The organism is Streptomyces sp. MST-110588 (assembly GCF_022695595.1).
Taxonomy (GTDB): domain Bacteria; phylum Actinomycetota; class Actinomycetes; order Streptomycetales; family Streptomycetaceae; genus Streptomyces.
In genome coordinates, this window is record NZ_CP074380.1 from 1299229 (window position 1) to 1320366 (window position 21138).

At 73.3% G+C, this 21138-nt stretch carries 20 protein-coding genes and 3 pseudogenes; 14 read left to right on the forward strand and 9 right to left on the reverse strand.

All coding sequences use genetic code 11. The features are described 5' to 3' along the window. Positions 1-54: 54 nt before the first annotated feature. Positions 55-1185 carry a DUF72 domain-containing protein gene (locus tag KGS77_RS05815; RefSeq protein WP_347404442.1) on the forward strand — a complete coding sequence of 377 codons (1131 nt, stop codon included), beginning with the start codon at positions 55-57 and terminating at the stop codon, positions 1183-1185. A gap of 153 nt (positions 1186-1338) precedes the next feature. Here KGS77_RS05815 and KGS77_RS05820 read toward each other — a convergent pair whose 3' ends face one another. Next, positions 1339-2787, reverse strand: coding sequence for an amino acid permease (locus KGS77_RS05820; protein WP_242579164.1), 1449 nt, complete (start codon positions 2785-2787; stop codon positions 1339-1341). A gap of 323 nt (positions 2788-3110) precedes the next feature. Here KGS77_RS05820 and KGS77_RS05825 point away from each other — a divergent pair, with 323 nt between their 5' ends. Then, the gene (locus KGS77_RS05825) at positions 3111-3554 is read left to right on the forward strand and encodes a cupin domain-containing protein (protein WP_242579166.1); all 444 of its coding nucleotides are present in this window, start codon (positions 3111-3113) and stop codon (positions 3552-3554) included. A 14-nt stretch (positions 3555-3568) separates the two neighbouring features. Here the strand turns inward: KGS77_RS05825 and KGS77_RS05830 are convergent, their stop codons facing one another. Further along, positions 3569-4018 carry a DUF3224 domain-containing protein gene (locus KGS77_RS05830; RefSeq protein WP_242579167.1) on the reverse strand — a complete coding sequence of 150 codons (450 nt, stop codon included), beginning with the start codon at positions 4016-4018 and terminating at the stop codon, positions 3569-3571. Positions 4019-4159: 141 nt separating this feature from the next. Between KGS77_RS05830 and KGS77_RS05835 the strand changes: the two genes are divergently transcribed. Then, positions 4160-5227 (forward strand): WYL domain-containing protein, encoded by a 1068-nt coding sequence (locus tag KGS77_RS05835; protein WP_242579168.1) that lies wholly within the window; start codon positions 4160-4162, stop codon positions 5225-5227. A 108-nt stretch (positions 5228-5335) separates the two neighbouring features. On the opposite strand, the pseudogene KGS77_RS05840 reads toward KGS77_RS05835, so the two are convergent. The 3 genes and pseudogenes from KGS77_RS05840 to KGS77_RS05850 form a co-directional block, all read right to left on the reverse strand. Continuing rightward, a pseudogene (locus KGS77_RS05840) lies at positions 5336-5624 on the reverse strand (MBL fold metallo-hydrolase); the annotation flags it as partial. Positions 5625-5645: 21 nt separating this feature from the next. Beyond that, positions 5646-6980: an aminotransferase class I/II-fold pyridoxal phosphate-dependent enzyme gene (locus KGS77_RS05845; RefSeq protein WP_242579169.1), complete on the reverse strand. Its 1335-nt coding sequence runs from the start codon at positions 6978-6980 to the stop codon at positions 5646-5648. 281 nt (positions 6981-7261) lie between these two features. Next, complete coding sequence (locus tag KGS77_RS05850) at positions 7262-8041, reverse strand: ANTAR domain-containing protein (RefSeq protein ID WP_242579170.1); 780 nt, start codon at positions 8039-8041, stop codon at positions 7262-7264. Between the two features lie 307 nt (positions 8042-8348). Between KGS77_RS05850 and KGS77_RS05855 the strand changes: the two genes are divergently transcribed. Continuing rightward, on the forward strand, positions 8349-9746 hold the full coding sequence (locus tag KGS77_RS05855; RefSeq protein ID WP_242579171.1) for a PAS domain-containing protein: 1398 nt from the start codon (positions 8349-8351) through the stop codon (positions 9744-9746). Between the two features lie 111 nt (positions 9747-9857). On the opposite strand, the gene KGS77_RS05860 is transcribed toward KGS77_RS05855, so the two are convergent. Further along, positions 9858-10676 (reverse strand): RNA polymerase sigma factor SigF, encoded by an 819-nt coding sequence (locus KGS77_RS05860; protein WP_242587308.1) that lies wholly within the window; start codon positions 10674-10676, stop codon positions 9858-9860. A 553-nt stretch (positions 10677-11229) separates the two neighbouring features. Here KGS77_RS05860 and KGS77_RS05865 point away from each other — a divergent pair. From KGS77_RS05865 to KGS77_RS05905, 10 genes and pseudogenes are all read left to right on the forward strand, one after another. Continuing rightward, complete coding sequence (locus KGS77_RS05865) at positions 11230-12321, forward strand: enolase C-terminal domain-like protein (protein ID WP_242579173.1); 1092 nt, start codon at positions 11230-11232, stop codon at positions 12319-12321. 309 nt (positions 12322-12630) lie between these two features. Further along, positions 12631-12762, forward strand: coding sequence for a hypothetical protein (locus KGS77_RS34570; protein ID WP_277994192.1), 132 nt, complete (start codon positions 12631-12633; stop codon positions 12760-12762). Then, positions 12759-13247 (forward strand): DUF2269 family protein, encoded by a 489-nt coding sequence (locus tag KGS77_RS05870; RefSeq protein WP_242579175.1) that lies wholly within the window; start codon positions 12759-12761, stop codon positions 13245-13247. The genes KGS77_RS34570 and KGS77_RS05870 overlap by 4 nt, the downstream gene beginning before the upstream one ends. 2 nt (positions 13248-13249) lie before the next feature. Next, positions 13250-13534, forward strand: coding sequence for a DUF3817 domain-containing protein (locus tag KGS77_RS05875; protein WP_347404443.1), 285 nt, complete (start codon positions 13250-13252; stop codon positions 13532-13534). A 445-nt stretch (positions 13535-13979) separates the two neighbouring features. Continuing rightward, positions 13980-14363, forward strand: a complete 384-nt coding sequence (locus tag KGS77_RS05880; protein ID WP_242579179.1) for a DUF2795 domain-containing protein — start codon at positions 13980-13982, stop codon at positions 14361-14363. Between the two features lie 97 nt (positions 14364-14460). Beyond that, positions 14461-14964 carry a CBS domain-containing protein gene (locus KGS77_RS05885; RefSeq protein WP_242579181.1) on the forward strand — a complete coding sequence of 168 codons (504 nt, stop codon included), beginning with the start codon at positions 14461-14463 and terminating at the stop codon, positions 14962-14964. Positions 14965-15120: 156 nt separating this feature from the next. Further along, positions 15121-16604: pseudogene (locus KGS77_RS05890) on the forward strand (phosphatase PAP2 family protein). Between the two features lie 109 nt (positions 16605-16713). Then, complete coding sequence (locus KGS77_RS05895) at positions 16714-17544, forward strand: methyltransferase domain-containing protein (protein WP_242579183.1); 831 nt, start codon at positions 16714-16716, stop codon at positions 17542-17544. A gap of 111 nt (positions 17545-17655) precedes the next feature. Continuing rightward, a pseudogene (locus tag KGS77_RS05900) lies at positions 17656-18869 on the forward strand (CapA family protein). A gap of 36 nt (positions 18870-18905) precedes the next feature. Further along, positions 18906-19286: a VOC family protein gene (locus KGS77_RS05905; protein ID WP_242579185.1), complete on the forward strand. Its 381-nt coding sequence runs from the start codon at positions 18906-18908 to the stop codon at positions 19284-19286. 88 nt (positions 19287-19374) lie between these two features. On the opposite strand, the gene KGS77_RS05910 is transcribed toward KGS77_RS05905, so the two are convergent. The 3 genes from KGS77_RS05910 to KGS77_RS05920 form a co-directional block, all read right to left on the reverse strand. After that, on the reverse strand, positions 19375-19761 hold the full coding sequence (locus KGS77_RS05910; RefSeq protein ID WP_242579186.1) for a VOC family protein: 387 nt from the start codon (positions 19759-19761) through the stop codon (positions 19375-19377). Continuing rightward, a complete protein-coding gene (locus KGS77_RS05915; protein WP_242579187.1) occupies positions 19758-20051 on the reverse strand; it encodes a metalloregulator ArsR/SmtB family transcription factor in 294 nt (97 codons plus the stop codon). Before KGS77_RS05915 ends, KGS77_RS05910 begins: the two co-directional genes overlap by 4 nt. Positions 20052-20140: 89 nt before the next feature. After that, the gene (locus KGS77_RS05920; RefSeq protein WP_242579188.1) at positions 20141-21064 is read right to left on the reverse strand and encodes an NADP-dependent oxidoreductase; all 924 of its coding nucleotides are present in this window, start codon (positions 21062-21064) and stop codon (positions 20141-20143) included. Positions 21065-21138 lie beyond the last annotated feature (74 nt).

Here is a 21138-nt window from a genome sequence, read left to right on the forward strand (position 1 = left end):
AGCGGGAACGGTGGGGTGGTGGTACCACCGCCGGGTCCGGGTACGCGCGTGACCATGGCGGACATTTTGGTGGGCACCTGCTCGTGGACCGATCCGGCGCTGGTGGCTTCCGGCTGGTATCCGGCGGACTGCCGGGACCCGGCGGGGCGGCTGCGGTACTACGCCTCCCGGCTGCCGGTCGTCGAGGTGGACTCGACGTACTACGGGCTGCCCAGCACCCGCAACAGCGCGCTGTGGGCGGGGCGCACGCCCGGCGGCTTCGTCTTCGACGTCAAGGCGTTCGCGCCGTTGACCGGCCATATGACGCGGGCCGGGTCGCTGCCCAAGGACCTGCGGCCCGCCGGTCCCCCGCAGCGTCCGGTGCCCGCTTCCGCGCTCCCGCCCGACGTCCTGGACGAACTGTGGTCGCGCTACCTGGGCGCGCTGCGCCCGCTGGCGGACGCGGGGCGGCTGGGGGCGCTGCTGTTCCAGTACCCGCCGTGGTTCGGGCCGGGGCCCGGTGCCGAGGAGCAGCTCGTACGGTGCCGGGAGCGGACGGCCGGGCTGCGCGTCGCGGTGGAGTTCCGGCACCGGGACTGGCTGGCGCCCGGGAACCTGGAGCGGACCACGGGGTTCCTGCGCGAGCGGGACATGGCGCTGGTGGCCGTGGACACCGCGCAGGGGCTGCGGACCTCGATGCCGCCGGTCGCCGTCGCCACCTCGCCCGCGCTGTCGGTCCTGCGGTTCCACGGCCGCAGCCCGGCCTGGTCCTCGGGCGGCAAGGAGGACCGGTACCGGCATCGCTACGCCCCCGGCGAACTCGCCTCCTGGGTACCGCGCGTCCGTACGCTCGCCCGGCACAGCGCGGAGGTCCATGTGCTGTTCAACAACTGCTGCGGTGATGCGGCGGTGCGCGCCGCCGAGATGATGACGGACCTCTTGGAGGAGGCCGGGCTCTCTCCCCGCCCCGGCCTGTCCACCGGGCCGCGGGCGTCGTCCGTCCCGACGCAGCTCAGTCTGCCGGCCGAACAGGGACCGGAGGAGGCGGGGCCGGGTCCGGGCGCCGGGGCCGGTTCGGATCCGGGCGTCGGCTCCGGTACGAGTGCCGGGGCCGGTTCGGGTGCCGGGTACGGGGCGGATGCCCGGTCCGGGCCGGACGCCAGGTCCCGGCCGGATGCTCGGCGGGCGTCCGGTGGGCCTCGCTGACCGGTCGGCCGCAGCCTTTCTGCCCGGCTGTGGCTTTTGTGTGCCGCCACGGCCCTGTGCCCGGCCACGGCATCCGTACGCGGTCCCGGTACGCGTACGGCGGTCCCGGCACGCGTACGCGTACGGCGCGCCGGAACCGCGGTCGCGGGCGTGTTACCGGGCCGAGGCTCCGGCCTGGGCCTCGTCATGAGCGTCTGCCCCGCCACCGGCTCCGGTCCCGGCGTCGGCGTCGGCGTCGGCGTCGGCGTCGGCGTCGGCGTCGGCGATCGTGGCCGGGTCGGATGTCTGGTGCCGGCCGGTGCGCCGGGCCGCCATCCAGGCGTAGACGAGGATGCCCGCGAAGAGGAACAGGACGCCCTGGTAGATCGCGGCGTAACCGGCGCCCGCGACCAGCCAGAAGGTGAAGCCGAAGGCGACCAGGGCGAGCACCAGGTCCCGTACGAACCGGCCCGTACGGACCTTGTCGCGCCGGCCCGTCAGCAGGAAGTAGATCTGCGCGCCCGCCGCGAGCAGATAGGGGACGGTCGCCGAGAAGGTCGTGATCAGCACCAGGATCTCGAAGACACCGGCCGCGCCGATCACGTAGTTGATCACGGTCAGGGCGGTGGCCAGGAGGGCGGCGGCCAGCACGCCGACGGTCGGCACCCCGCGCCGCTTCTTGAGGAAGGCGGAGGGGAACAGCCCGTCCTTGGCCGCGGCGTACGGCGACTGGGCGCTCATCAGCGTCCAGCCGTTGAGCGCGCCGATGATCGAGATCACGGCCGCGGCGGCGATGACCGTACCGCCCCACTGCCCGCCGAACATCGCGTTGACGGCGTCCGAGAACGGGGCCTTGGACTGCACCAGCTTGTCGTGGGCGACGGTTCCGAAGACGGCGACCGTGCCGAGGAGGTAGACGACAGCGGCACCGATCGTGCCCAGCACGGTCGCCCGGCCCACGTTGCGCTCCGGGTCGCGGACCTCGCCCGCGCTCATCGCCGCGGACTCCACGCCCACGTAGCTGTAGAGCAGGATGGCGGCTGCCGCCGACAGGCCGCCGACCGCGGAGCCGCCGCCGGCGTTGAACGAGCCGAGGTTGTCGGGGTCGAAGAAGAACAGTCCGACGACGGCGATGAAGAGCAGCGGCACGAACTTCAGCACCGTCGAGACGAGCTGGACCGCGCCGACGTAGCGGGTGCCGGCGAAGTTGGCCAGCGCCGGCAGCCACAGCGCGGCCAGCGCCACCACCAGGTCCATGCCCTTGGACTCGTGTCCGGGGAACAGGACGTGGATGTAGCCGACGGCGGCGACCGCGAGCGCCGCGTTGCTCACCCAGGTCATGGTCCAGTACGACCAGGCGGACAGGAAGCCCGCGAAGTCGCCGAACGCCTCGCGTGCGTAGACGTACGGGCCTCCGGTGTCCGGGTGGCGCTCGGCCAGCCGTCCGAAGACCAGGGCGAGCGCGATGGCACCGATGGTCAGGACGCCGAAGGCGGCCAGGCTCACGGTTCCGTACGGGGCCACCGAGGCCGGCAGCAGGAAGATGCCGCCGCCGATGATGTTCCCCATCACGAGGCAGGTAGCGGTTCCCAATCCGAAGCGGCGGGTGTGCCGGTCGTGCATGGCGTGGTGGGCCTCTCGTCGTTCTGTGCGGCCCGGAGGCACCGGGCGAGTGCATATGTTCTTCGACCGGCCATCCACCTCCAAATCAGCGGGTTTCGTTCGGTGCGGCGTGGTGGGCGGGCGGACATCTTGCGGGATCGCCCGCCCCCGCCGCAGTTCGTCCGCCACCACACATGGTCACAGAATGTCACAGGGCACTGACAATGCGGTGACACCACGGCTGACGTGCGCAGACATCGGCCGGTCCGGCCGCGTCACGGTCGCGGCGGCAGCCGCACGCACGTACAAGAACTGGCGCACCCTGCCGCCGCAGAATCGGGGCCATGGAAAGCAGCACGAAAACCAGCACGAAAAGCAGCGCGGAAAACAGCGCGGAGATCCGGCCTGTCAATTTGTTCGAGGCCCTGACGACCTTCGACGAGGTCTACAGCCCCCGCATCGCGGCCCGCATGAACGATTACGACGTACGGATCGCGCACACCAAGGGCGACCACATATGGCACGTGCACGAGGACACCGACGAGTTCTTCCTCGTCCTGGACGGACGGTTCGACATCGCCCTGCGCGACGCCGACGGCGCGCAGCGCACGGTCTCGCTGCACCGGGGCGACGTCTTCGTCGTCCCCAAGGGCACCGAGCACAAGCCGTCGTCCCCGGGGGCCTCGATCCTCATGTTCGAGCCGTCGGGGACCTCCTCGACGGGTGACCGTCCCCTGGAGGAGGTCCCGGACCACGTGGACAGCACCACCGGTCACGAACTCGTGTGACGCGGGCGACCGCCTCAGCCGAGGCGGTACTCGAAGGTGTACGGCACGGATGTCATGCCGTGCTCATGGGTGAAGCCGCCGGTGCCGGTCAGACCCGCCAGTTCCCCGGTGCCGGAACCCGGCACGACCTCGAAGGTGCAGACGGTGCCGTTCTCGCCGAAGGTACCCCGCTCCTCCAGGACGAAGCTGCCCTTGCGCCCGTCGAGGCTGCCGGTCAGCATCTCGTGGCCGACAAAGGTGCCGGTGGTCGCGGTGAGGTACGCGATGGTGTACGCGCAGGCGGTGCCGGCGGCTTCCATGGAGCCGGTGAAGGCGTTGGTGACGGTGGCGCGGGCGAGCCGGGGTCCGCCCGCGCCCGCCTGCCCGCGCACCTCGTGCTCCTCCCAGTTCTCGAAGGTGAACGTGCCGGTGGCGCGCGTGGTCCTGCTGTCGGCGGACTGGGTGTCGGTGGATTCGGCGGTCATGGTGCGGGCTCCTCTTTGTCGTCGTCTCGAAGTCGTCCCGGTCGTCGGTCCGACGCCGCTGTGCGGCGCACGGCTCACTCTGGTGCCCGTACCTGACACCTCCTGTCAGGTACGGTTCCGGCCGCGGCGAGAATGGCGCCCATGCGTGCCGACCGCCTCCTGACGCTCCTCCTGCTGCTCCAGAACCGGGGCCGGATGACCGCCCCCGAACTGGCCGCGGAGCTGGAGGTCTCGGTGCGTACGGTCTACCGGGACATCGAGGCCCTCGGCGCGGCGGGCGTACCGGTCCTGGCCGACCGTGGGCCGCTCGGCGGCTACCGGCTGACGGACGGCTACCGCACCCGGCTGACCGGCCTGACCGACGCCGAGGCCGGGTCGCTCTTCCTCGCCGGTGTCCCGGGGCCGGCCGCCGAACTGGGCCTGGGCGCCGAACTGGCCACCGCCCGGCTGAAGATGACGGCGGCCCTCCCGCCCGGTCCGGGCGAGCGGGCGCGGCGCGTCCAGGAGCGCTTCCACCTCGACGCGTCGGGGTGGTTCCGGCAGGCCGACCCGGTGCCGCATCTGGCGCAGGTGGCGGAGGCGGTATGGGAACAGCGGACGCTGCGCGTGCGTTACCGGCGCTGGGGCGGTGAGGTACGGCGGGAGCTGCGCCCGCTGGGCCTCGTACTCAAGAGCGGCATCTGGTACGTGGTGGCGCGGGCACCGGAGGCCGCGGGCACCGACACCGACACCGGCACCGACACCGGCGGCGGTACCGGTACAGACACCGGTACCGGCCCCGGCACCATACGGACCTACCGGGTTTCGCGGTTCCTGGAACTGGAGATCACCCAGGAGACCTTCGAGCGGCCGGCGGGCTTCGACCTGGCCGCCTACTGGTCCCGGTCCGCGCGGCAACTGGAGGACCGGCTGTATCCGTGGGTGGCGCGGATCCGGGCGTCACCCCAGGCCCTGCGGCTGCTGCCGATGCGGTTCGGCGGCCCGGGCGCCCGGGCCGCCGCGGACGCCGGGCCGCCGGACGCCGAGGGCTGGCGGGAGGTCGAACTGCCGGTGGAGACGACGGCCGTGGCCGTCGGCGACCTGCTGAGGATGGGCACGGACGCGGAGGTGCTGGACCCGCCGGAGCTGCGCAAGGCCGTGGCGGCGGCGGTGGCCTCCCTGGCGCGGCGCTACGGGACGGAGACGGACTGCTCGAACGGCTCGGCGTAAGGGCGGGCGCCGGACCCGTACGGGCGGTGCCACGCGTGCCGATGCTTCCTGCCTTCGCCACCCCGCCGCCCCTCCTCCTTGATGTCACCGGTGTCACCGCGCGCCGAGGCGCAGCATCCACCGCGGGTCGTACGCGCCGATGGGCAGCAGCGCGAGGCCGACGCCGGGGAAGCGGCGGCCGATCTCCTCGAACCAGTGGCCCCGTGGCCCAGTGGCCGTACCCCGTGTCCCCCGCGAAGTACACCCGCCGCCCGTCGGGTGCCGTGATGACCCAGCCGCTCCACAGGGAGCGGCAGGTGTCCGTCAGGGTGCGCCGGCTCCAGTGGTGGACCGGTACGAAGTCCAGGCGTACGGGGCCCGCGGGGGCGGGCAGTTCGGCCCCTTCCCACCAGTCGAGGCGGGCAGGAGACGGGCAGGGTCAGTCGTCCGTGAGGGCGGCGAGGGCGGTGGACAGGGCGGACAGTGCTTCGGTGATGTGCGGCAGCGTCAGCGGGTCGTCCGTCGCCGGCACCCGCTGCCGGTGGCCGGCGTCCGGGCCGAGCAGCGCTTCGGTGCTCAGGCGGACCCGTAGCGCGTGCGGGTCGTCACCGAAGCGGTGACCGCCGCGCGCGGCCCAGGGTGCCAACTCCCGCTCCAGGGCCGCGGAGCCGTCGATGCCCCGGGCGGCGAGGGGGCGGCGCAGCGGGTCGAGGTCGGCGTACAGATGGCTGCCGGCGTGCGGGGGGCGGCAGACCGCGCCGGCGGCGGTCAGGACGTGGTGGACGGCGCCGGCGAGCGCGCCGTGGACCCGGGCGGTGGCGGCGGCTCTGGCGCGTACGGGGGCCGGTTCGCCCAGGGCGTGGGCCACGGCGGGCGCGAGCGGGCCGGGCAGCGGGGTGCGCAGGTCCGCCAGGGCGCCGAGCGTGCCGGCGTACAGCGTGGCGGCGCGGCCGGTGTCCGGGAAGCGGGCGAGGGCGGCGGGCCAGCACGCCGGGACGAGCGTGGCGCGCAGGTCGGCGAGGACGACGGCCTCGCCCGGCAGCATCTCGGCGGGGCTCAGGACGACCGTGTCGTGCGGGTCGTGGAGGGTGTCGCGGCGGGTCTCGTCACTGACGATCCACAGCCCCTCCCCCACCGCCACCTCGCACACCTCGTGCACGAGTTCGGGCGGCGGGCAGGTCCCGGTGGGGTCGTCGGCCACGGACAGCACCAGTACGCGGGGGTCCCCGCCCTCGTTCCGGGTCCGGCGTACGGTCTCCAGCAGCGCGAAGGCGTCCGGGACGCCGCCGGACTCGGCCGGTACGGGCACGAGGTGCACCGCCCGCCCCAGCAGCCGGGCCTGCGGCGCGTACCACTCGGCGCAGGGCCGGGGCAGCAGCACCTCGCCGCCGGCCGCGGCCAGCAGGGCGAGCAGGAGGGCGGGAGCTCCGGGCGCGGCCAGGACGCGGTCCGCGAGGGCCGGCAGGCCGCGGCGTTCCCAGTAGCCGCAGGCGGCGGTGCGCAGCGGCAGGGAGCCGCCGGGCGGTTCGGGGTCCGTACGGTCCGCCGCGGCGGACAGACAGGCCGCGAGCTCCGGCAGGACCGGCAGCCCGGCGGACTCGTCCGGTTCCCGGGGCGGCTCTCCGGCCGGCTCCCGGGCAGGCTCGTCCGGCCCCCGGGCCGCCGCGGGTCCCGGGCCCGTGGCCGGCGGTGAACCGGAGCCCGGTTCCGGGCCGGTGGCCGGGCCGGGTCCTGGGGCCGGGTCCGGACCGGGGCCCGGGGCGGGACGCTGCATCCGTACCTCCACACTCCAGCGCGGGGCGGTCGTGGGCCCATCACATGAGTGCGGCCTTGCACCACCTTCGCAGACGGCGGCGGTACGGGCGCGGGACGACACGTCCTCGGGCGGCCACACCGGGCCCTCCGGTGGCCACACCGGAGCCTCCGGGGGCGGCGCCGGGCTCCGTGGCAGCGGTGCCGGGTCCTCCGCCACCGGCGCCGGGGCGGTCGCCGTCGGTGCCGGCCTCGGGACGGCGGCTCGGGTTCAAGGGGTCGTCGCCGTGCCGGGGCGCTGCGTCAGCGGCCCTGCGAAGGGGCCCGGCCGCCGACGGCCGCCGAACGTACGTCGCCCTCCTTCTCCTCGCACAGGGTGCGCAGCTCCGGCTCCAGGCCGTGCCCCCGGGTACGGACGAGGGCGGCGGCCAGGTCGGACAGTTTGCGGTTGGTGCGCTGGGACAGACGGCGCAGCGCGTTGAATGCCGTGTCCGCGTCACACCCCAGCACGTACATGAGGATGCCGCATGCCTGGTCCACCACCGGCCGGGTGCGCAGTGCGGTGTCGAGCTGGTCCACCTCGACGAGCGCCTCACGGTAGCGGCGTTCGCGCGCCAGGGCGGTGGCGGCCAGTTCGCCCAGGACGTCGGTGGCGGTGCAGCCCTTCTCGACCGTCAGGCCGGGCCGGAATCCGTAGACGGTGATCGTCAGCGCGATCCCGTCGCGGTGGTACGGAAGAGTGGCGCTGGACCGTACGCCCGCTTCCAGGGCCCGTGCGCGGTAGGCGGGCCAGCGGTTCTCGTGCAGCAGGTCGTCGGCCGCGGTGGCGCGGCCGGTGTCCAGGGCGGCGGGAATGGGGCCCTCGCCCGATTCCCACTGGACGCTGACCAGAGCGGACAGGTCGGGGTGGGTCACGGCGGTGGGAACGTCGGCCGCTCCCCGGTCGGTGATCACGGTGGCCGCGGCGCCACAGCTCTCGGGGGTGCACCAGGCGGCCTGCTCGGCGAGGTGCGCCAGGCTGCGGGCGGACGAACCCTCCACCAGGTCCGGGTCACCGGTCGTGAATAAGCTGTGGGTGGTCATCACGGCTTCACTTCCTGGTCGGTCCTTCAGGGCCCGTGGACGGTCTTCTGGGCCCTGTACCAGGTCGGATGCCCGGCGCATGGGGGCAAAAACGCCGGTTTCCCGTCTTCTTGCGTGCGCCCCTCTCCCCGCCCCCGCCTCGCGCCTCCCTCCGCCTCTCGCCTCGCGCTTCCCTCCGCTCCGGTCCTCGTCCGGCCTGCGTTCCTTTCCCCGTCCGGCCGGTCCGGGTGCCGCCGGTGGGCGGTTGGTGCGGGCCGCTTCCGGTCCAAGGGGTACGGGGGAGGGACCCAACGGCTACGGTGTGGGCATGGCAGGGGCCGAGCAGATGGAAGCGGATCTCAAGGATTTCCGCAGACGCGTCGAGGAGTTGCGTGCCGCACGCGCTCTGCCCTCCCAAGAGCGGCTGTCCGTCCTGGACGCCGCTCTCTTTGAGCTGCAGCACGTCGTGGACGTGTTCCTGCCGCGCTTCGAGCGGCAGTTCGCGGCCGAGCGCGACAACGGCAGCCGGCGGGACGCCGAGGAGCAGCACCTGCTGCGGGCGCTCTTCCAGCGGATGCCGTTCGCGGTCGCGCTGCTGGGCCCCGACGCAGTGGTACGGCGTCTGAACTTCGCCGGCACCCGGCTGTTCGGCGTCCGCGCGGGGTACGCGGCAGGCCGTCCGCTGACCGCCTCGCTCGCCCCCGAGACCCGGGCCGCCTTCCGCTCACAGGTCGCGGCGGTGGCCCGTAACGAAGGCGACCGCAGCCTGGTGGTGCGGCTGCTGCCCGCGCCGGACGGCTCACGGCAGGAAGGCGAGTCGCTGCGCGTGACGATGACGGCCCTGCGGCCTCCGGGGGAGCCCGGCACGTCCGTGCTCACCGTCTTCCACACCGGAGCCGACGCCCTGACCCCGGGCCGCTCCGACGGCGTACGGCATGCGGCCGTGCCCCGCCCGGGTCTCGCCGAGGTCACCCGCAACGCCGAACTGATGGATCTGCTCGACGACATCACCTCGGCGCTGCTGGAGGCGCCGCGGGAGGCCACGGCGGCGCTGGACCGGGCCGCGCGGGTGCTGTACGGGCGGTTTGCGGACTGGGTGATAGCCGATGTGGTGACCCGGGGCGGGGGGCCGCTGCGCCGGGTGACGGTGCTCGGACCCGACGGCCTCGGGGCAGGGGGCGGATCCGGGACCGTCACCGGAGCGGGAGCCGGCACCGTGACCGGAGCCGGGGCCGGGGCGGGAGCCGGGGCCACCGGCACCGGGTCGGAAGCCGGTGGTGGGACCGGCCCGTCACAAGTCCCCTGCGGACCGGTCCGCGCAGGACTTCCTCCCGAGCGCGCCGGTCACCAGGGCCACGAGGACAGCGGGAAGGACCGGGCGCGCAGTCACCAGGAGCGGGAGCGTGTCAGGGCGCTGGCCGCCGTCCTGGCCGGCCAGGACCCGGCGCACTGCCCGCTGGTCACCGAGGCCGCCCGCTCGGGCAACGCCAATCTCCAGGTGCGCCCCGAGGACCTGGGCGTCTTCGGGTACGACCCGGACGGCGCCCCCATCCTGGCCGGCGCCGCGGTGACATCGCTGCTGTGTGTGCCGCTCCAGTCGAAGGCGGGTCCCGTACGGGGCGTGCTGACGCTCTTCCGTACGGGTGGCCGCCGCGCCTTCAGCATGGCCGAGGCCGGCACCGTGGACCGGATCTCCCGCCACCTCGGCCTGGCCCTGCGCCCTTGACCGCGGGCTCCCTTGGCCGCGGGCCGGCTCCGGCCGCAGTCACGGCATCCGCCTCCGCCTCCGCCTCGGCGGGGACCGTGAGCGCGGCCGGAACCACTTGACGGCAGGGGTCTACGCCGCTTCCTTGCCGCCCGCCTGGTCGCACAGCCGGGTGCAGGTGCGGTTGATGAGCCGGGACACATGCATCTGCGAGATGCCCAGCCGGTCGGCGATCCGGCTCTGCGTCATGTCGCAGAAGAACCTCAGGTACAGGATCTGCCGCTCCCGCTCGGGCAGCGTACGCAGCTTGGGCTTGACGGCCTCCCGGTCGACGATCAGGTCGAAGCCGGGCTCCGGCGCGCCCAGGGTGTCGACCAGGGCGTACCCGTCGTCGGCACCGGGGAGTTCGGCGTCCAGGGAGAGCGTGGAGTAACTCTCCAGGGCCTCCATGCCCAGGAGGACCTCTTCCTGTGTCATCCCGGTGTGCTCGGCGATCTCCTCGGCGGTCGGCCGGCGGTCGTCCGGGCTCTGGCTCAGTTCCTGGGTGGCGGTGCGCACCCGGTTGCGCAGCTCCTGCACCCGGCGCGGCACGTGCAGTCCCCACATGTGGTCGCGGAAGTGCCGCTTGACCTCACCGACGATCGTCGGCACGGCGAAGCTCTCGAAGGCGCACCCGCGGTCCGGGTCGTAGCGGTCGACGGCCTTGACCAGGCCGAGCGCCGCGACCTGCGCCAGGTCCTCGGTGCTCTCGCCCCGGTTGCGGAACTGCCGGGCCAGGCGTTCGGACATCGGGATCCAGGCGCAGACGATGCGCTGCCGGAGCGCGTCCCGCTCCGGGCCCGGCGGCAGTGCGATGAGCCGGCGGAAGTCCTCTCCGGTGTCCGGCGCGTCATCGTGCGGATGTTTGTTCTGCGGGCGGCGAGGACGGTGGATACGCTGCGGGCGCTGCATGAGCGGCGTACGTCCAGAAGGCATGGTCCGGCTCCCTGATCGGTGGGCGGGGAATCCTCGCGGGAGCGCGGCGACCTGCACGCTCGCAGAGCAGACTGCTCCCGCGGGCGTGCCTCCGGTCCGAAGCACATCAGTTCGCGTGCCCTCGCCTCCGGGCCGTAAACACCGATTCCGGAAGGCGGATTGCCGCCGTCCGATTGTGAGCACACTTGATCATCTTTGCCCGGCAGTTGGTAATTCTTCGCTGATTCACGCCTACTCGCCGGTCCCGGAAGGTTTCCGGCAGGTCGCCACGGCTACCCGGAGGTGACAGCCGCTCAGAAACAGGCGCGGACGCCGCGGACGCGTGCTTCACGCCTCCGGTCCGGCACGGCTGTTCCGGCACGACCGACGGCGGCCACGACCGACGGCGGTGCGACCGCCCCTACGAACGCCCCCTACGACCGATCCGTACGACCCGTCCCCGTACGACGGAAACGCCCAAGGCCCCCGGCCCGGCCGTCCTCGCCCCTGGGAGCCCGGCCCGACCCTCTGGAAGGAGCCACCGAGCCCCATGAACGTGGAGCGGCTGGACGTCACGGCCTACACGATCCCCACCGACGCCCCCGAAGCCGACGGAACGCTCGCCTGGGACACCACCACCGTCGTGGTGGTGGAAGCCAGGTCCGCCACCACCACCGGTCTGGGGTGGACCTACGCCGCCGCCGACGCCGGCTCGGTGGTACGCGACCTGCTGGCCCGGCCCGTGCTGGGGCGCAGCGTGCTGGACGTGGCCGGCGCGCACGAGGCGATGAGCCGCGCGGTGCGCAACGCCGGCCGGCCGGGCCTGGTCGCCTGCGCGCTGTCCGCGGTGGACATCGCGCTGTGGGACCTCAAGGCCCGGATGCTGGAACTCCCCCTGATGCGGCTGATCGGCGCGGTCCGGGACACCGTTCCGGTGTACGGTTCCGGCGGCTTCACCACGTACCACAGCACCCACCTGGCGACGCAGTTGAACGGCTGGGTGCACGGGCAGGGGATCGGCCGCGTCAAGATAAAGATCGGCGAGGAGTGGGGCCGGGCGGTCGAACGCGACCTCAAGCGCGTACGCCACGCCCGCAAGGCGATCGGGCCGCGCGCCGAACTGTACGTGGACGCCAACGGCGCCTACGCCCGCAAACAGGCGGTACGGGTCGGGCACGCCCTCGCGGACCTGGGGGTGGGCTGGTTCGAGGAGCCGGTCTCCTCCGACGACCTCACGGGGCTGGGGATCGTGCGCGACCTGGTCGTCAGCGATGTGGCGGCCGGTGAGTACGGCTACGACCTGCCGTACTTCGCGCGGATGGCGCCGGTCGTGGACTGCCTCCAGATCGACGCCACCCGCTGCGGGGGGCTGACGGTGTGGCTGCGCGCCGCGGCCCTGGCCGAGGCCCACGGCCTGGAGGTCTCCGCCCACTGCGCCCCGCACGTCCATGCCCACCCGGCCGCCTGCGTACCGAACCTGCGGCACGTCGAGTGGTTCCACGACCACGTCCGCGTCGAGTCGCTGTACTTCGACGGCGGGCTGGACCCGTCCGGCGGTGTGCTGCGCCCGGCCGCCAAGGGCGCGCCGGGGCACGGCCTGGACTTCCGTCACGAGGACGCGACACCGTACCGGGTTCTGTGAGTGCCGGAGCGGGCCTCGCCCCGGCGGACGGCCTGGAGGGCCGGGAGCCAGAGGCCGGGGGCCGGAAGCCGGAGTGCGCGGTTGCGCAGACGGCGGCAGGGCAGCAGGGCAGCAGCAGATGGCAGCGGACAGCAGCAGGCGGCGCCTGACGGCACCTGATGGCGGCAGATGGCAGAAATCCGGGGGAACTTGTCATTTGCGCCCATGGTGACCGGTGAACGGCCGTCCTAGCCTGTCGCTGCGCGCCTCCCCCCGCCCTCCGGGCCGTCCGCCGCGCGCACCCCATCGGAAGAAAGCACCCCGTTCACCATGTCTGTCAGCGCTGTCAGCGACGGTTCCCGGGACCCGGCCTCATACGCCCACCCGGAGAACCCGAACGTCCGTGGGCGGCTGCGCCCCGCGCCCGCCGTCACCCGTCAGGACACAGGAGCCGGCCGGTGACGAAGTTCCTGCTCTCCGTCCACGTCCTGGCGGCCATCATCGCCATCGGGCCGGTGACCGTGGCGGCCAGTATGTTCCCCGCGGCGGTCCGCCGCGCCCGGGCGGCCGGACCGGAGACCGCCCCACTCGCCGGAGTCCGGCTGCTGCACCGCATCTGCCGGGTCTACGCCGTCATCGGCCTGGCCGTCCCGGTCTTCGGCTTCGCCACCGCCAGCAGCCTCGGCGTGCTCGGTGACGCGTGGCTGATCACCTCGATCGCGCTCACCGCAGCCGCGGCCGGCGTCCTGGCGCTGCTCGTCCTCCCGGGCCAGGAGCGGCTGCTCGGCCGGCTCGACGCCGCGAACGACACCGCGAACGGCGCCGGGGCCACGGCGGGGCCGGATGCCAGCGCCCGGCTGGCCATGTTCACCGGCGTCTTCAACCTGCTGTGGGCCGTGGTGACCGTACTCATGATCATCCGTCCCGGCTCCACCACGGGAGTGTGACCGTGCACCGCACCGGAGCGCCGCTGCGCATCGCCGCCGCCGTCGAACTCGCCTCGCTGATCGTCCTGCTGGGCAACCTCGCCACCGTACATCTGCCCGCCGTCACCACGCTGATGGGCCCGGTCCACGGCTGCGCCTACCTCTTCACCGTCGTCGCCACCGCCCGTGACCCGCGGCGCACCTTCGCGGCCGTCGCCTCGTCCCTGCTGCCGGGCGTCGGCGGGCTGCTCGCCGTACGGCTGCTGAACAGGGCCACGGAGCGCGCCGGCCGGGCTCCCGCCAACTGAAGCGCCCGCACGCGAAGAAGCCGGCGTACTCAAGGAACCCGCAGTATCCGGCCTGGCCATGTACGTACGCGTCCGGGCGCGGGGCCCCACACCCCGCGCCCGGACTCCCATCCCCTTCTTCCTCGCTCCCCCCGGCCTCAGAGCCCCCAGGCCACTCGGCCGAGGCCCGGTGCCCGGGTGCCCGAGCGCCACGGCACCAAACTCCCTTTCCGTCAACGACCGCAGCCGGCACGGGAATACGCGCGGGAATCGGTGCGGGGATCACCGCGTCCGTGTGGCGTGTGGCCCGTCGGGTACCCGGCCGCCACAACCGCCCACCCGTGTCCGCGTACGCAAGGTCCGGAAAAAGGGCCGGGCGCGCGACACACCGAAGGGGTCCGCTCGCACCGGACCCGCAGTCACCGGGCGCACGCGGCCGGCGCGAGCGCCCAGGGAGGAGGCCGTCATGCAGCGTCGGAGCGACCGTATGAGTGCCCGCCGGGACGATGAGATGAAGCACGAGCTCAAGGGTCTGCTGAGGTCCGGGCACTCCACCCGCGTCGAGGAGTGGCACGATCCCGAGCCCGCCGCCGCCGACGACCCGCGGGTGGCGGCGGGCCCGGTCCCCCGCCCCGGGCCGTGGGGCGAGATGGAGCTGCTGCGCTTCGAACTCGCCCGTCACCTGGGGCGCAGCCGCTTCCCCGCCAGGCGGCGGGCACTGGTCCGTGAACTGCTGGAGCGGCGTGCGCCGGACCAACTGGTGGAGGCGGTACGGGCGTTGCCGGCGGAGGGTTCCTATCGCAATGTGCAGGAGGTCGTCTCGGCACTCCTGCGGGACGGCTCCGCATAGGGGACGCCCGTACGGGTACTGCGGCGAGGTCGGCCCCACCCCGGGCCGGCCCGTCGGCTCATCCGTCGGACGCGACCGAGAGAAGGCGAGCAGATTCATGGGACTGTTGGTAAGGGACGTCATGACACCGGCCGTCGCGGCGGTGCCACCGGACGCCTCCCTGGTCGAGGCGGCGCAGTTGATGCGTGCCCAGGACATCGGCGATGTACTCGTGGCCCAGGACGGGCTGCTGCTGGGGGTGGTCACCGACCGGGACATCACCCTGCGGGCGGTGGCGGACGGGGCCGATCCGCTCACCGTCTCGTGCCGGTCGGTGTGCACCCCGGAGCCGGTGTGCGTCGGCCCGGACGAGCAGATCTCGGCGGCGGTCGCCCTGATGCGGACCAACGCGGTGCGCCGGCTGCCGGTGGTCGAGAACGGCACTCCCGTGGGCATGGTCAGCATTGGTGACCTGGCCCGGGAGCAGGACCCCGACTCGGCGCTGGCGGACATCAGCCGGGCCGCTCCGGACACCTGGCCGGGGAACCCCGGGAACGGGATCCCGGGGATCGGCGCGCCGGGGCCGGGGGTGCCCGGAACCGGCATCCCGGGGCTGGCCTGATGAGGGCCGTGACACCGGGAAGCCGGGGTGGCCGGCCGTGACGCCGGGAAGCTGCGGCGTACGGCCGTGACGCCGGGAGGCCGTGGTGTGAGGAAGACGACGCGGGCCGCGCGCCGCCTGCGGCCTGTTCCGCCTTCCATGGGGTACAGGTGGCGCATGCGAAAGCTGTTGAGCACCTGGGACCGGGAGATCTTCGACAAGGTGGCGAGCCGGCACTGGCCGGGCGCGCAGCGTGTGCTGCCCCGGCTGACCCGGTGCGCCGACCACGGACTGCTGTGGATGGGCATCGCGGGCGGCGCGGCCCTCCTGGGCGGCCGGCCCGCACGCCGGGCCGCGCTGCGCGGGGTGGCCTCCCTGGCGGTGGCCTCCGCGACCGTCAACACGCTCGCCAAGCGTTCCGTACGGCGCGAGCGCCCGCTGCTGGACGCGGTGCCGGTGATACGGCAGCTCACCCGGCAGCCCTTCACCACCTCCTTCCCCTCCGGGCACTCGGCCTCGGCGGTGGCCTTCGCGACGGGCGTGGCCTTCGAGAACAAGTGGTGGGGCTGGCGCTGGCACCGGTGGCCGCCTCCGTGGCGTTCTCCCGCGTCTACACGGGCGTCCACTATCCCGGTGACGTGCTGGCGGGTGCCGCGCTCGGCGCGGGCGCCGCCTTCGCGGTGCGGGGCCTGGCGCCGACCAGGGCCCAGTTGGCGCCGCCGGCCCGGCCGCGGGCCGACGCCCCGGCGCTGCCGCGGGGCGAGGGACTGGTCGTGGTGGGCAACCGCGATTCGGGACAGCGGACCGGGCAGCGTACGGACCGGGCGCAGGAGGTACGGGAGGTGCTGCCGCGCGCCGAGGTGGTGCTGTGCGGCGGGCCGGAGGACCCGCCGCTGGAGAAGGCGCTGGAGGAGGCGGCCGAGAAGGTCAAGCGGCAGGGCGGCGCGCTGGGGGTGCTGGGCGGTGACGGCACGATCAACACGGCGGCCACGGTGGCGATGCGGCACGGGCTGCCGCTGGCGGTGATGCCCGGCGGGACCCGTAACCACTTCGCGTACGACCTGGGGATAGAGACCTTCGCCGAGGCGGCGCGGGCGGTGGGGACCGGTGAGGCGGTGGCCGTGGACCTGGCGCGCTTCAGGGCCGGGCCGCACGGGGAAGCGACGCACTTCCTCAACACCTTCTCCATCGGCTCGTATCCGGAGCTGGTGCGGATCCGCGAGGAGTGGGCGGGCCGGATCGGGGCGTGGCCGGCCGGGGTGCTGGCCGCGTGGAAGGTGCTGCGGACGGCCGCGCCGGTGACCGTGGAGGTCAACGGCCGGCGCCGCTCGGTGTGGCTGCTGTTCGTGGGCAACTGCGCCTACCGGGGGCTGGGGCTGGCGCCGGTGCGCCGCCACGACCTGGCGGACGGGGTGCTGGACGTGCGGGTGGTGCACGGCGGGCGGCTGGCCCGTACGCGGCTGCTGGCCGCGGCGGTGACGGGCGCGCTGCGGCACTCCCCCGTGCTGAGCGAGTCGCGGGTGCGGACGCTGCGGCTGAGCGGGCTGGCGCCGGGCGCCACGCTCGCGTACGACGGCGAGGTGGCGAACGCGCCGAAGGAGCTGGTGTTCGAGAAGGAGAACGAGGCCCTGACGGTCTATCGGCTGCTGCCCGATTCCTGAGGGTGCCCATGACTCCCTCTCTCCGTCCATGATGTGAGATCCGGTTCTCACAGTGCGGTCGTCCGGCGTACGGTGTGGTGGCCCTCCCCGGACAGCGAAGGAGCCCGCCGTGCCGCAGGATTGCGCCGTATACACCCATGGCCACCACGAGTCCGTACTGCGCTCCCACACCTGGCGCACCGCCGCCAACTCGGCCGGCTACCTGCTGGACGCGCTCACCGCGGATCTGCGCGCACCGGGCACGGAGATTCTCGACGTCGGCTGCGGGCCCGGGACCATCACCGCGGACCTGGCCGCGCTGGTGCCGCACGGCCGGGTGACCGGGCTGGAGCGTGCGCCGGAGGTACTGGAACAGGCCAGGGCCACCGCCGCCGCGCGCGGGCTGCGCAACGTCCGCTTCGCGGTCGGCGACGTCCACGCGCTGGACCACCCGGACGGCTTCTTCCACGTCACCCACGCCCATCAGGTGCTCCAGCACGTCGGCGATCCCGTCGGGGCGCTGCGCGAGATGCGCCGCGTCACCCGGCCCGGCGGGCTGGTCGCCGCCCGGGACGCCGACTACGCGGCGATGACCTGGTATCCGGCGCTCGACGGACTGACGGACTGGCTGGATCTGTACCGCCGGGTCGCGCGGGCCAACGGCGGTGAGCCGGACGCCGGGCGGCGGCTGCACTCCTGGGCCCGCCGGGCCGGCTTCGCCGCCGGGGACATCACCGCCTCCGCCGGGACCTGGTGCTACGCCACCGCGCAGGAGCGCGCCTGGTGGAGCGCGCTGTGGGCGGACCGTACCGTCCACTCGTCCTACGCCCGCCTGGCGGTGGAGGGCGGACACGCGAGTCGGGCCGAACTGGAGCGGATCGCGGACGCCTGGCGGGAGTGGGGCAGCCGCGAGGACGCGTGGTTCGCCGTGCTGCACGGCGAAATCCTCTGTCGCGTCTGAAGCCCTTTCCCAGAAGCCCCCACGAAGTCCCTTCGCTGATTTTCCGAGGATATGCCCTGCCTATGCCCGTATATGCAAGGCATATGGCACTACGCCCTGTATGAAGGGTTCGTGACACGGTGGGCGACACAGGGGGCGACGGGACTCCTGGCGGAGCTGGTGGCGTGGCTGGTGACGGCGGTCGTGGCGGTGCTCGTGGCGGGGGGCCAGACCGCGCGGCCCACCACCTCGGCCGCCACCGGCCCGGCCGCCACCGCGCCCACCGCCGGCTCCGCGGCGGGCCGCGGGTTCACCCTCCTGGCCACCGGTGACGTCCTGGCGCACACGGAGGTCATCGAGCAGGCCCGCAAGGACGCCCACGGCCGGGAACACGACTTCCGCGCCCTGCTCGCCGGGGCCGCGCCGGCCGTCTCCCGCGCCGACCTGGCGATCTGTCATATGGAGACGGTGTACGGGAAGGAGGGCGGCCCCTTCAGCGGCTACCCGGCCTTCCGGACCCCGCCGCAGATCGCCGCCGCCCTGAAAGCCACCGGCTACGACTCCTGCTCCACCGCCTCCAACCACTCCCTGGACGACGGAGCGGCCGGGATCCGGCGGACGCTGGAGGCCATGGACGCGGCCGGCCTGCGTCACGTGGGTTCGGCCCGTTCCGCCGCCGAGGCGGCCCGGCCGGCGCTCCTGAAGACGGCGGGGGCCACGGTCGCCCAGCTCGCCTACACCTACGGCACCAACGACATCCCGCTGCCCGAAGGCCGCCCCTGGGCCGTACATCTGATCGATCCGGAGGCGATCGTCAGGGACGCGCGGGCCGCCCGCCGGGCGGGCGCCGACGTGGTGGTGGTCAGCCTCCATTGGGGCACGGAATGGCAGCAGGCCCCCGACGAGCAGCAGCGCACCCTCGCGCGTACGCTCACCGCCTCCCGTACCGCCGGCCGCCCCGACATCGACCTGATCCTGGGCACCCACAACCACGTCCCGCAGGCGTACGAGAAGGTCAACGGCACCTGGGTCGTCTACGGGATGGGCGACCAGCTCGCGGGCTTGATGTACAACCCGCGGGGGCGGTGGACGGGCGCGGCAACCAGAGTTCGATGGCCCGGTTCACCTTCGCACCACCGGATGCGGCGGGCCACCGCTGGACGGTCCGTGCCGCGCAGTTCCGGCCCCTGCTCACCGACGTCAAGGGCGGCTTCCGGGTGGTCGACCTGACCTCCGCCCTCGCCCGTCACCCGCGGCGCGCCGACTTCCTCGCCGCCCGCGACCGCATCCGCGAGGCGGTCCTCTCGCGCGGCGCGGCGAAGGACGGCCTGGAGGAGGCCAGGTGACCACGCGCCGCGCCCGTCCCAACTACCCTTGCCCCTATGGACATTCTGGGGACCTCGCTGCGGGTCTGCGTCGATGACCTGGACTCCGCGATCGCCGTGTACGAACGGCTGACGGGCGCGCAGGCGATGCGCTTCCGGCACGGTGGCGTCTCGGTCGCGGCGGTCGGCTGCTTCTTCCTGATGAGCGGCCCCGAGCAGCAGATGGCCGTACTGCGGAGGATCACGGCGACGCTGGCGGTCGAGGACGTGGACGAGGCGGTCGCCGACCTGACCGCCGTCGGTGCCCAGATCGTCGCGGGCCCCCTGCCGTCCCCCATCGGCCGCAATGTCATCGCACGCCACCCTGACGGGTCGGTCTTCGAATACGTGGACCGGAAGGCCGCAAAAGCCCCCGCTTCCCCTCACCTCGGCAACTGAGCCGCCCACCCGTCACGGCACGCGCGTTGCGGTACGTCACCCACATGCCGCGGGAGCGGTTCCGGCCGATGGCGCCTGGCCCGGTTCCTTACTTGCTGTGCGCGATCTGGATCAGGTTGCCGCAGGTGTCGTCCAGGACCGCCAGGGTGACGTCATCCATCTCCAGCGGCTCCTGGGTGAAGTGCACCCCCAGCTCGCGCAGCCGGTTGAACTCCGCCGCCACGTCGTCCACGGCGAAGGAGATGGCCGGGATGCCGTCCTGGACCAGCGCCGTCTTGTACGGCTGCACCGCGGGGTGGTCGGAGGGCTCCAGGAGCAGTTCGGTCCCCTGGGGTTCCTCCGGTGAGACCACGGTCAGCCACCGGGCCTCGCCCATCGGGATGTCGTGCTTCTTCACGAAGCCCAGCACATCGGTGTAGAAACGCAGGGCCTTTTCCTGGTCGTCGACGAAGACGCTGGTCATATTGATCCTCATGGGGTGCCCTCCGGGGCATCGGGCCTGAGCCACCGGGTCACGATGCGCTCAAGAGGTTCGGTGTTCAGATCGTGCAACTTGTAGCGGCCCTGGCGCCGCGAGAGGACCAGACCCGCCGATTCCAGTACGGCCAGGTGCTGGCTGATCGCCTGGCGGGACAGCCCCAGGCCGTGCTTGGTCACCAGCCGGGTGCATATCTCGAACAGGGTCTGGCCGTCCCGTTCCGCCAGCTCGTCAAGGATGCGCCGGCGGGTGGGGTCGGCCAGGGCCTTGAAGACATCCTCCGCCATGACTCCACCATAGGCAAGCGAGAGCTTGCCTATCAAGCAGTGGCGGTGGCGGCCCGTGGAGGGAAGCGGGCCAAAGGCTCAGGAGACCTTCAGGAGACCTCCAGCACGATCTTGCCGCGGGTGCGGCCCTCCTGGCTGCGGCGGAACGCCTGCGCCGTCTCGGCCAGCGGCAGCACCGCGTCGATGTGCACGGTGAGCTGTCCGGCGTCGGCGAGTTCACCGAGCGCGGCCAGGCCGGCGGCGTCCGGGCGGACCCACACCATGTGACCACCCTTGGCCTTCACCTCGCCGTCGGTGATGGACACCACCCGGGAGCGGTCCTTGAGCAGTTCCTGCGAGACCTCGACGACCCCGCCGCCCACGAAGTCCAGGGCCACGTCCACGCCCTCGGGAGCCAGCGACCGCACCCGTTCGGCCAGGCCGTCCCCGTACGTCACGGGCTCGGCGCCCAGCGATCGCAGGAAGTCGTGGTTGCGCTCACTGGCCGTGCCGATGACCCGGGCGCCGCGGGCCACCGCGATCTGCACCGCCAGCGAACCGACGCCGCCCGCGGCGGCATGCACCAGGACCGTGTCGCCCTTGCCGGCCTCGGCCCGGTCCAGGGACTGCTGGGCGGTGAGCCCGGCCAGCGGCAGACCGGCGGCCTGCTGCCAGCTCAGGGCGGCGGGCTTGCGGGCCAGGGTCCGTACGGGAGCGGCAACCAGCTCGGCGAAGGTGCCGTGCTGGACCTCGTCCTTGCGGACGTAACCCATGACCTCGTCGCCGACCTCGAACTCGGTCGCGTCCACGCCGACCGCTTCCACCACCCCGGCCACGTCCCAGCCGGGGATCAGCGGGAAGTGGGCGTGCATTATGGGGTCCAGGTATCCGCCGACGATCTTCCAGTCCACCGGATTGACGCCGGCGGCCTTGACCCGGATCAGCACCGAGTCCGGGGCGACCTTGGGGTCCGGCTGGTCGGTGTAGCGAAGCACATCGGCGTCGCCATAGCTTTCCGCGATGATTGCCTTCATGATCGCTACAACGTGTGACGATCCGGGATGATTCCCGGATCGTCACCGAGTTCCGGACATGCACTCGAACGGCC

What these genes read in the sequence shown, in the direction of transcription:
- KGS77_RS05835 (WP_242579168.1), top strand. Translation starts at nt 4,160, where the DNA reads ATGCGTGCCGACCGCCTCCTGACGCTCCTCCTGCTGCTCCAGAACCGG.
- KGS77_RS05855 (WP_242579171.1), top strand. Translation starts at nt 8,349, where the DNA reads ATGGCAGGGGCCGAGCAGATGGAAGCGGATCTCAAGGATTTCCGCAGA.
- KGS77_RS05850 (WP_242579170.1), bottom strand. Translation starts at nt 8,041, where the DNA reads ATGACCACCCACAGCTTATTCACGACCGGTGACCCGGACCTGGTGGAG.
- KGS77_RS05910 (WP_242579186.1), bottom strand. Translation starts at nt 19,761, where the DNA reads ATGAGGATCAATATGACCAGCGTCTTCGTCGACGACCAGGAAAAGGCC.
- KGS77_RS05865 (WP_242579173.1), top strand. Translation starts at nt 11,230, where the DNA reads ATGAACGTGGAGCGGCTGGACGTCACGGCCTACACGATCCCCACCGAC.
- KGS77_RS05825 (WP_242579166.1), top strand. Translation starts at nt 3,111, where the DNA reads ATGGAAAGCAGCACGAAAACCAGCACGAAAAGCAGCGCGGAAAACAGC.
- KGS77_RS05815 (WP_347404442.1), top strand. Translation starts at nt 55, where the DNA reads ATGGCGGACATTTTGGTGGGCACCTGCTCGTGGACCGATCCGGCGCTG.
- KGS77_RS05860 (WP_242587308.1), bottom strand. Translation starts at nt 10,676, where the DNA reads ATGCAGCGCCCGCAGCGTATCCACCGTCCTCGCCGCCCGCAGAACAAA.
- KGS77_RS34570 (WP_277994192.1), top strand. Translation starts at nt 12,631, where the DNA reads ATGTCTGTCAGCGCTGTCAGCGACGGTTCCCGGGACCCGGCCTCATAC.
- KGS77_RS05885 (WP_242579181.1), top strand. Translation starts at nt 14,461, where the DNA reads ATGGGACTGTTGGTAAGGGACGTCATGACACCGGCCGTCGCGGCGGTG.
- KGS77_RS05915 (WP_242579187.1), bottom strand. Translation starts at nt 20,051, where the DNA reads ATGGCGGAGGATGTCTTCAAGGCCCTGGCCGACCCCACCCGCCGGCGC.
- KGS77_RS05880 (WP_242579179.1), top strand. Translation starts at nt 13,980, where the DNA reads ATGCAGCGTCGGAGCGACCGTATGAGTGCCCGCCGGGACGATGAGATG.
- KGS77_RS05905 (WP_242579185.1), top strand. Translation starts at nt 18,906, where the DNA reads ATGGACATTCTGGGGACCTCGCTGCGGGTCTGCGTCGATGACCTGGAC.
- KGS77_RS05920 (WP_242579188.1), bottom strand. Translation starts at nt 21,064, where the DNA reads ATGAAGGCAATCATCGCGGAAAGCTATGGCGACGCCGATGTGCTTCGC.
- KGS77_RS05845 (WP_242579169.1), bottom strand. Translation starts at nt 6,980, where the DNA reads ATGCAGCGTCCCGCCCCGGGCCCCGGTCCGGACCCGGCCCCAGGACCC.
- KGS77_RS05820 (WP_242579164.1), bottom strand. Translation starts at nt 2,787, where the DNA reads ATGCACGACCGGCACACCCGCCGCTTCGGATTGGGAACCGCTACCTGC.
- KGS77_RS05830 (WP_242579167.1), bottom strand. Translation starts at nt 4,018, where the DNA reads ATGACCGCCGAATCCACCGACACCCAGTCCGCCGACAGCAGGACCACG.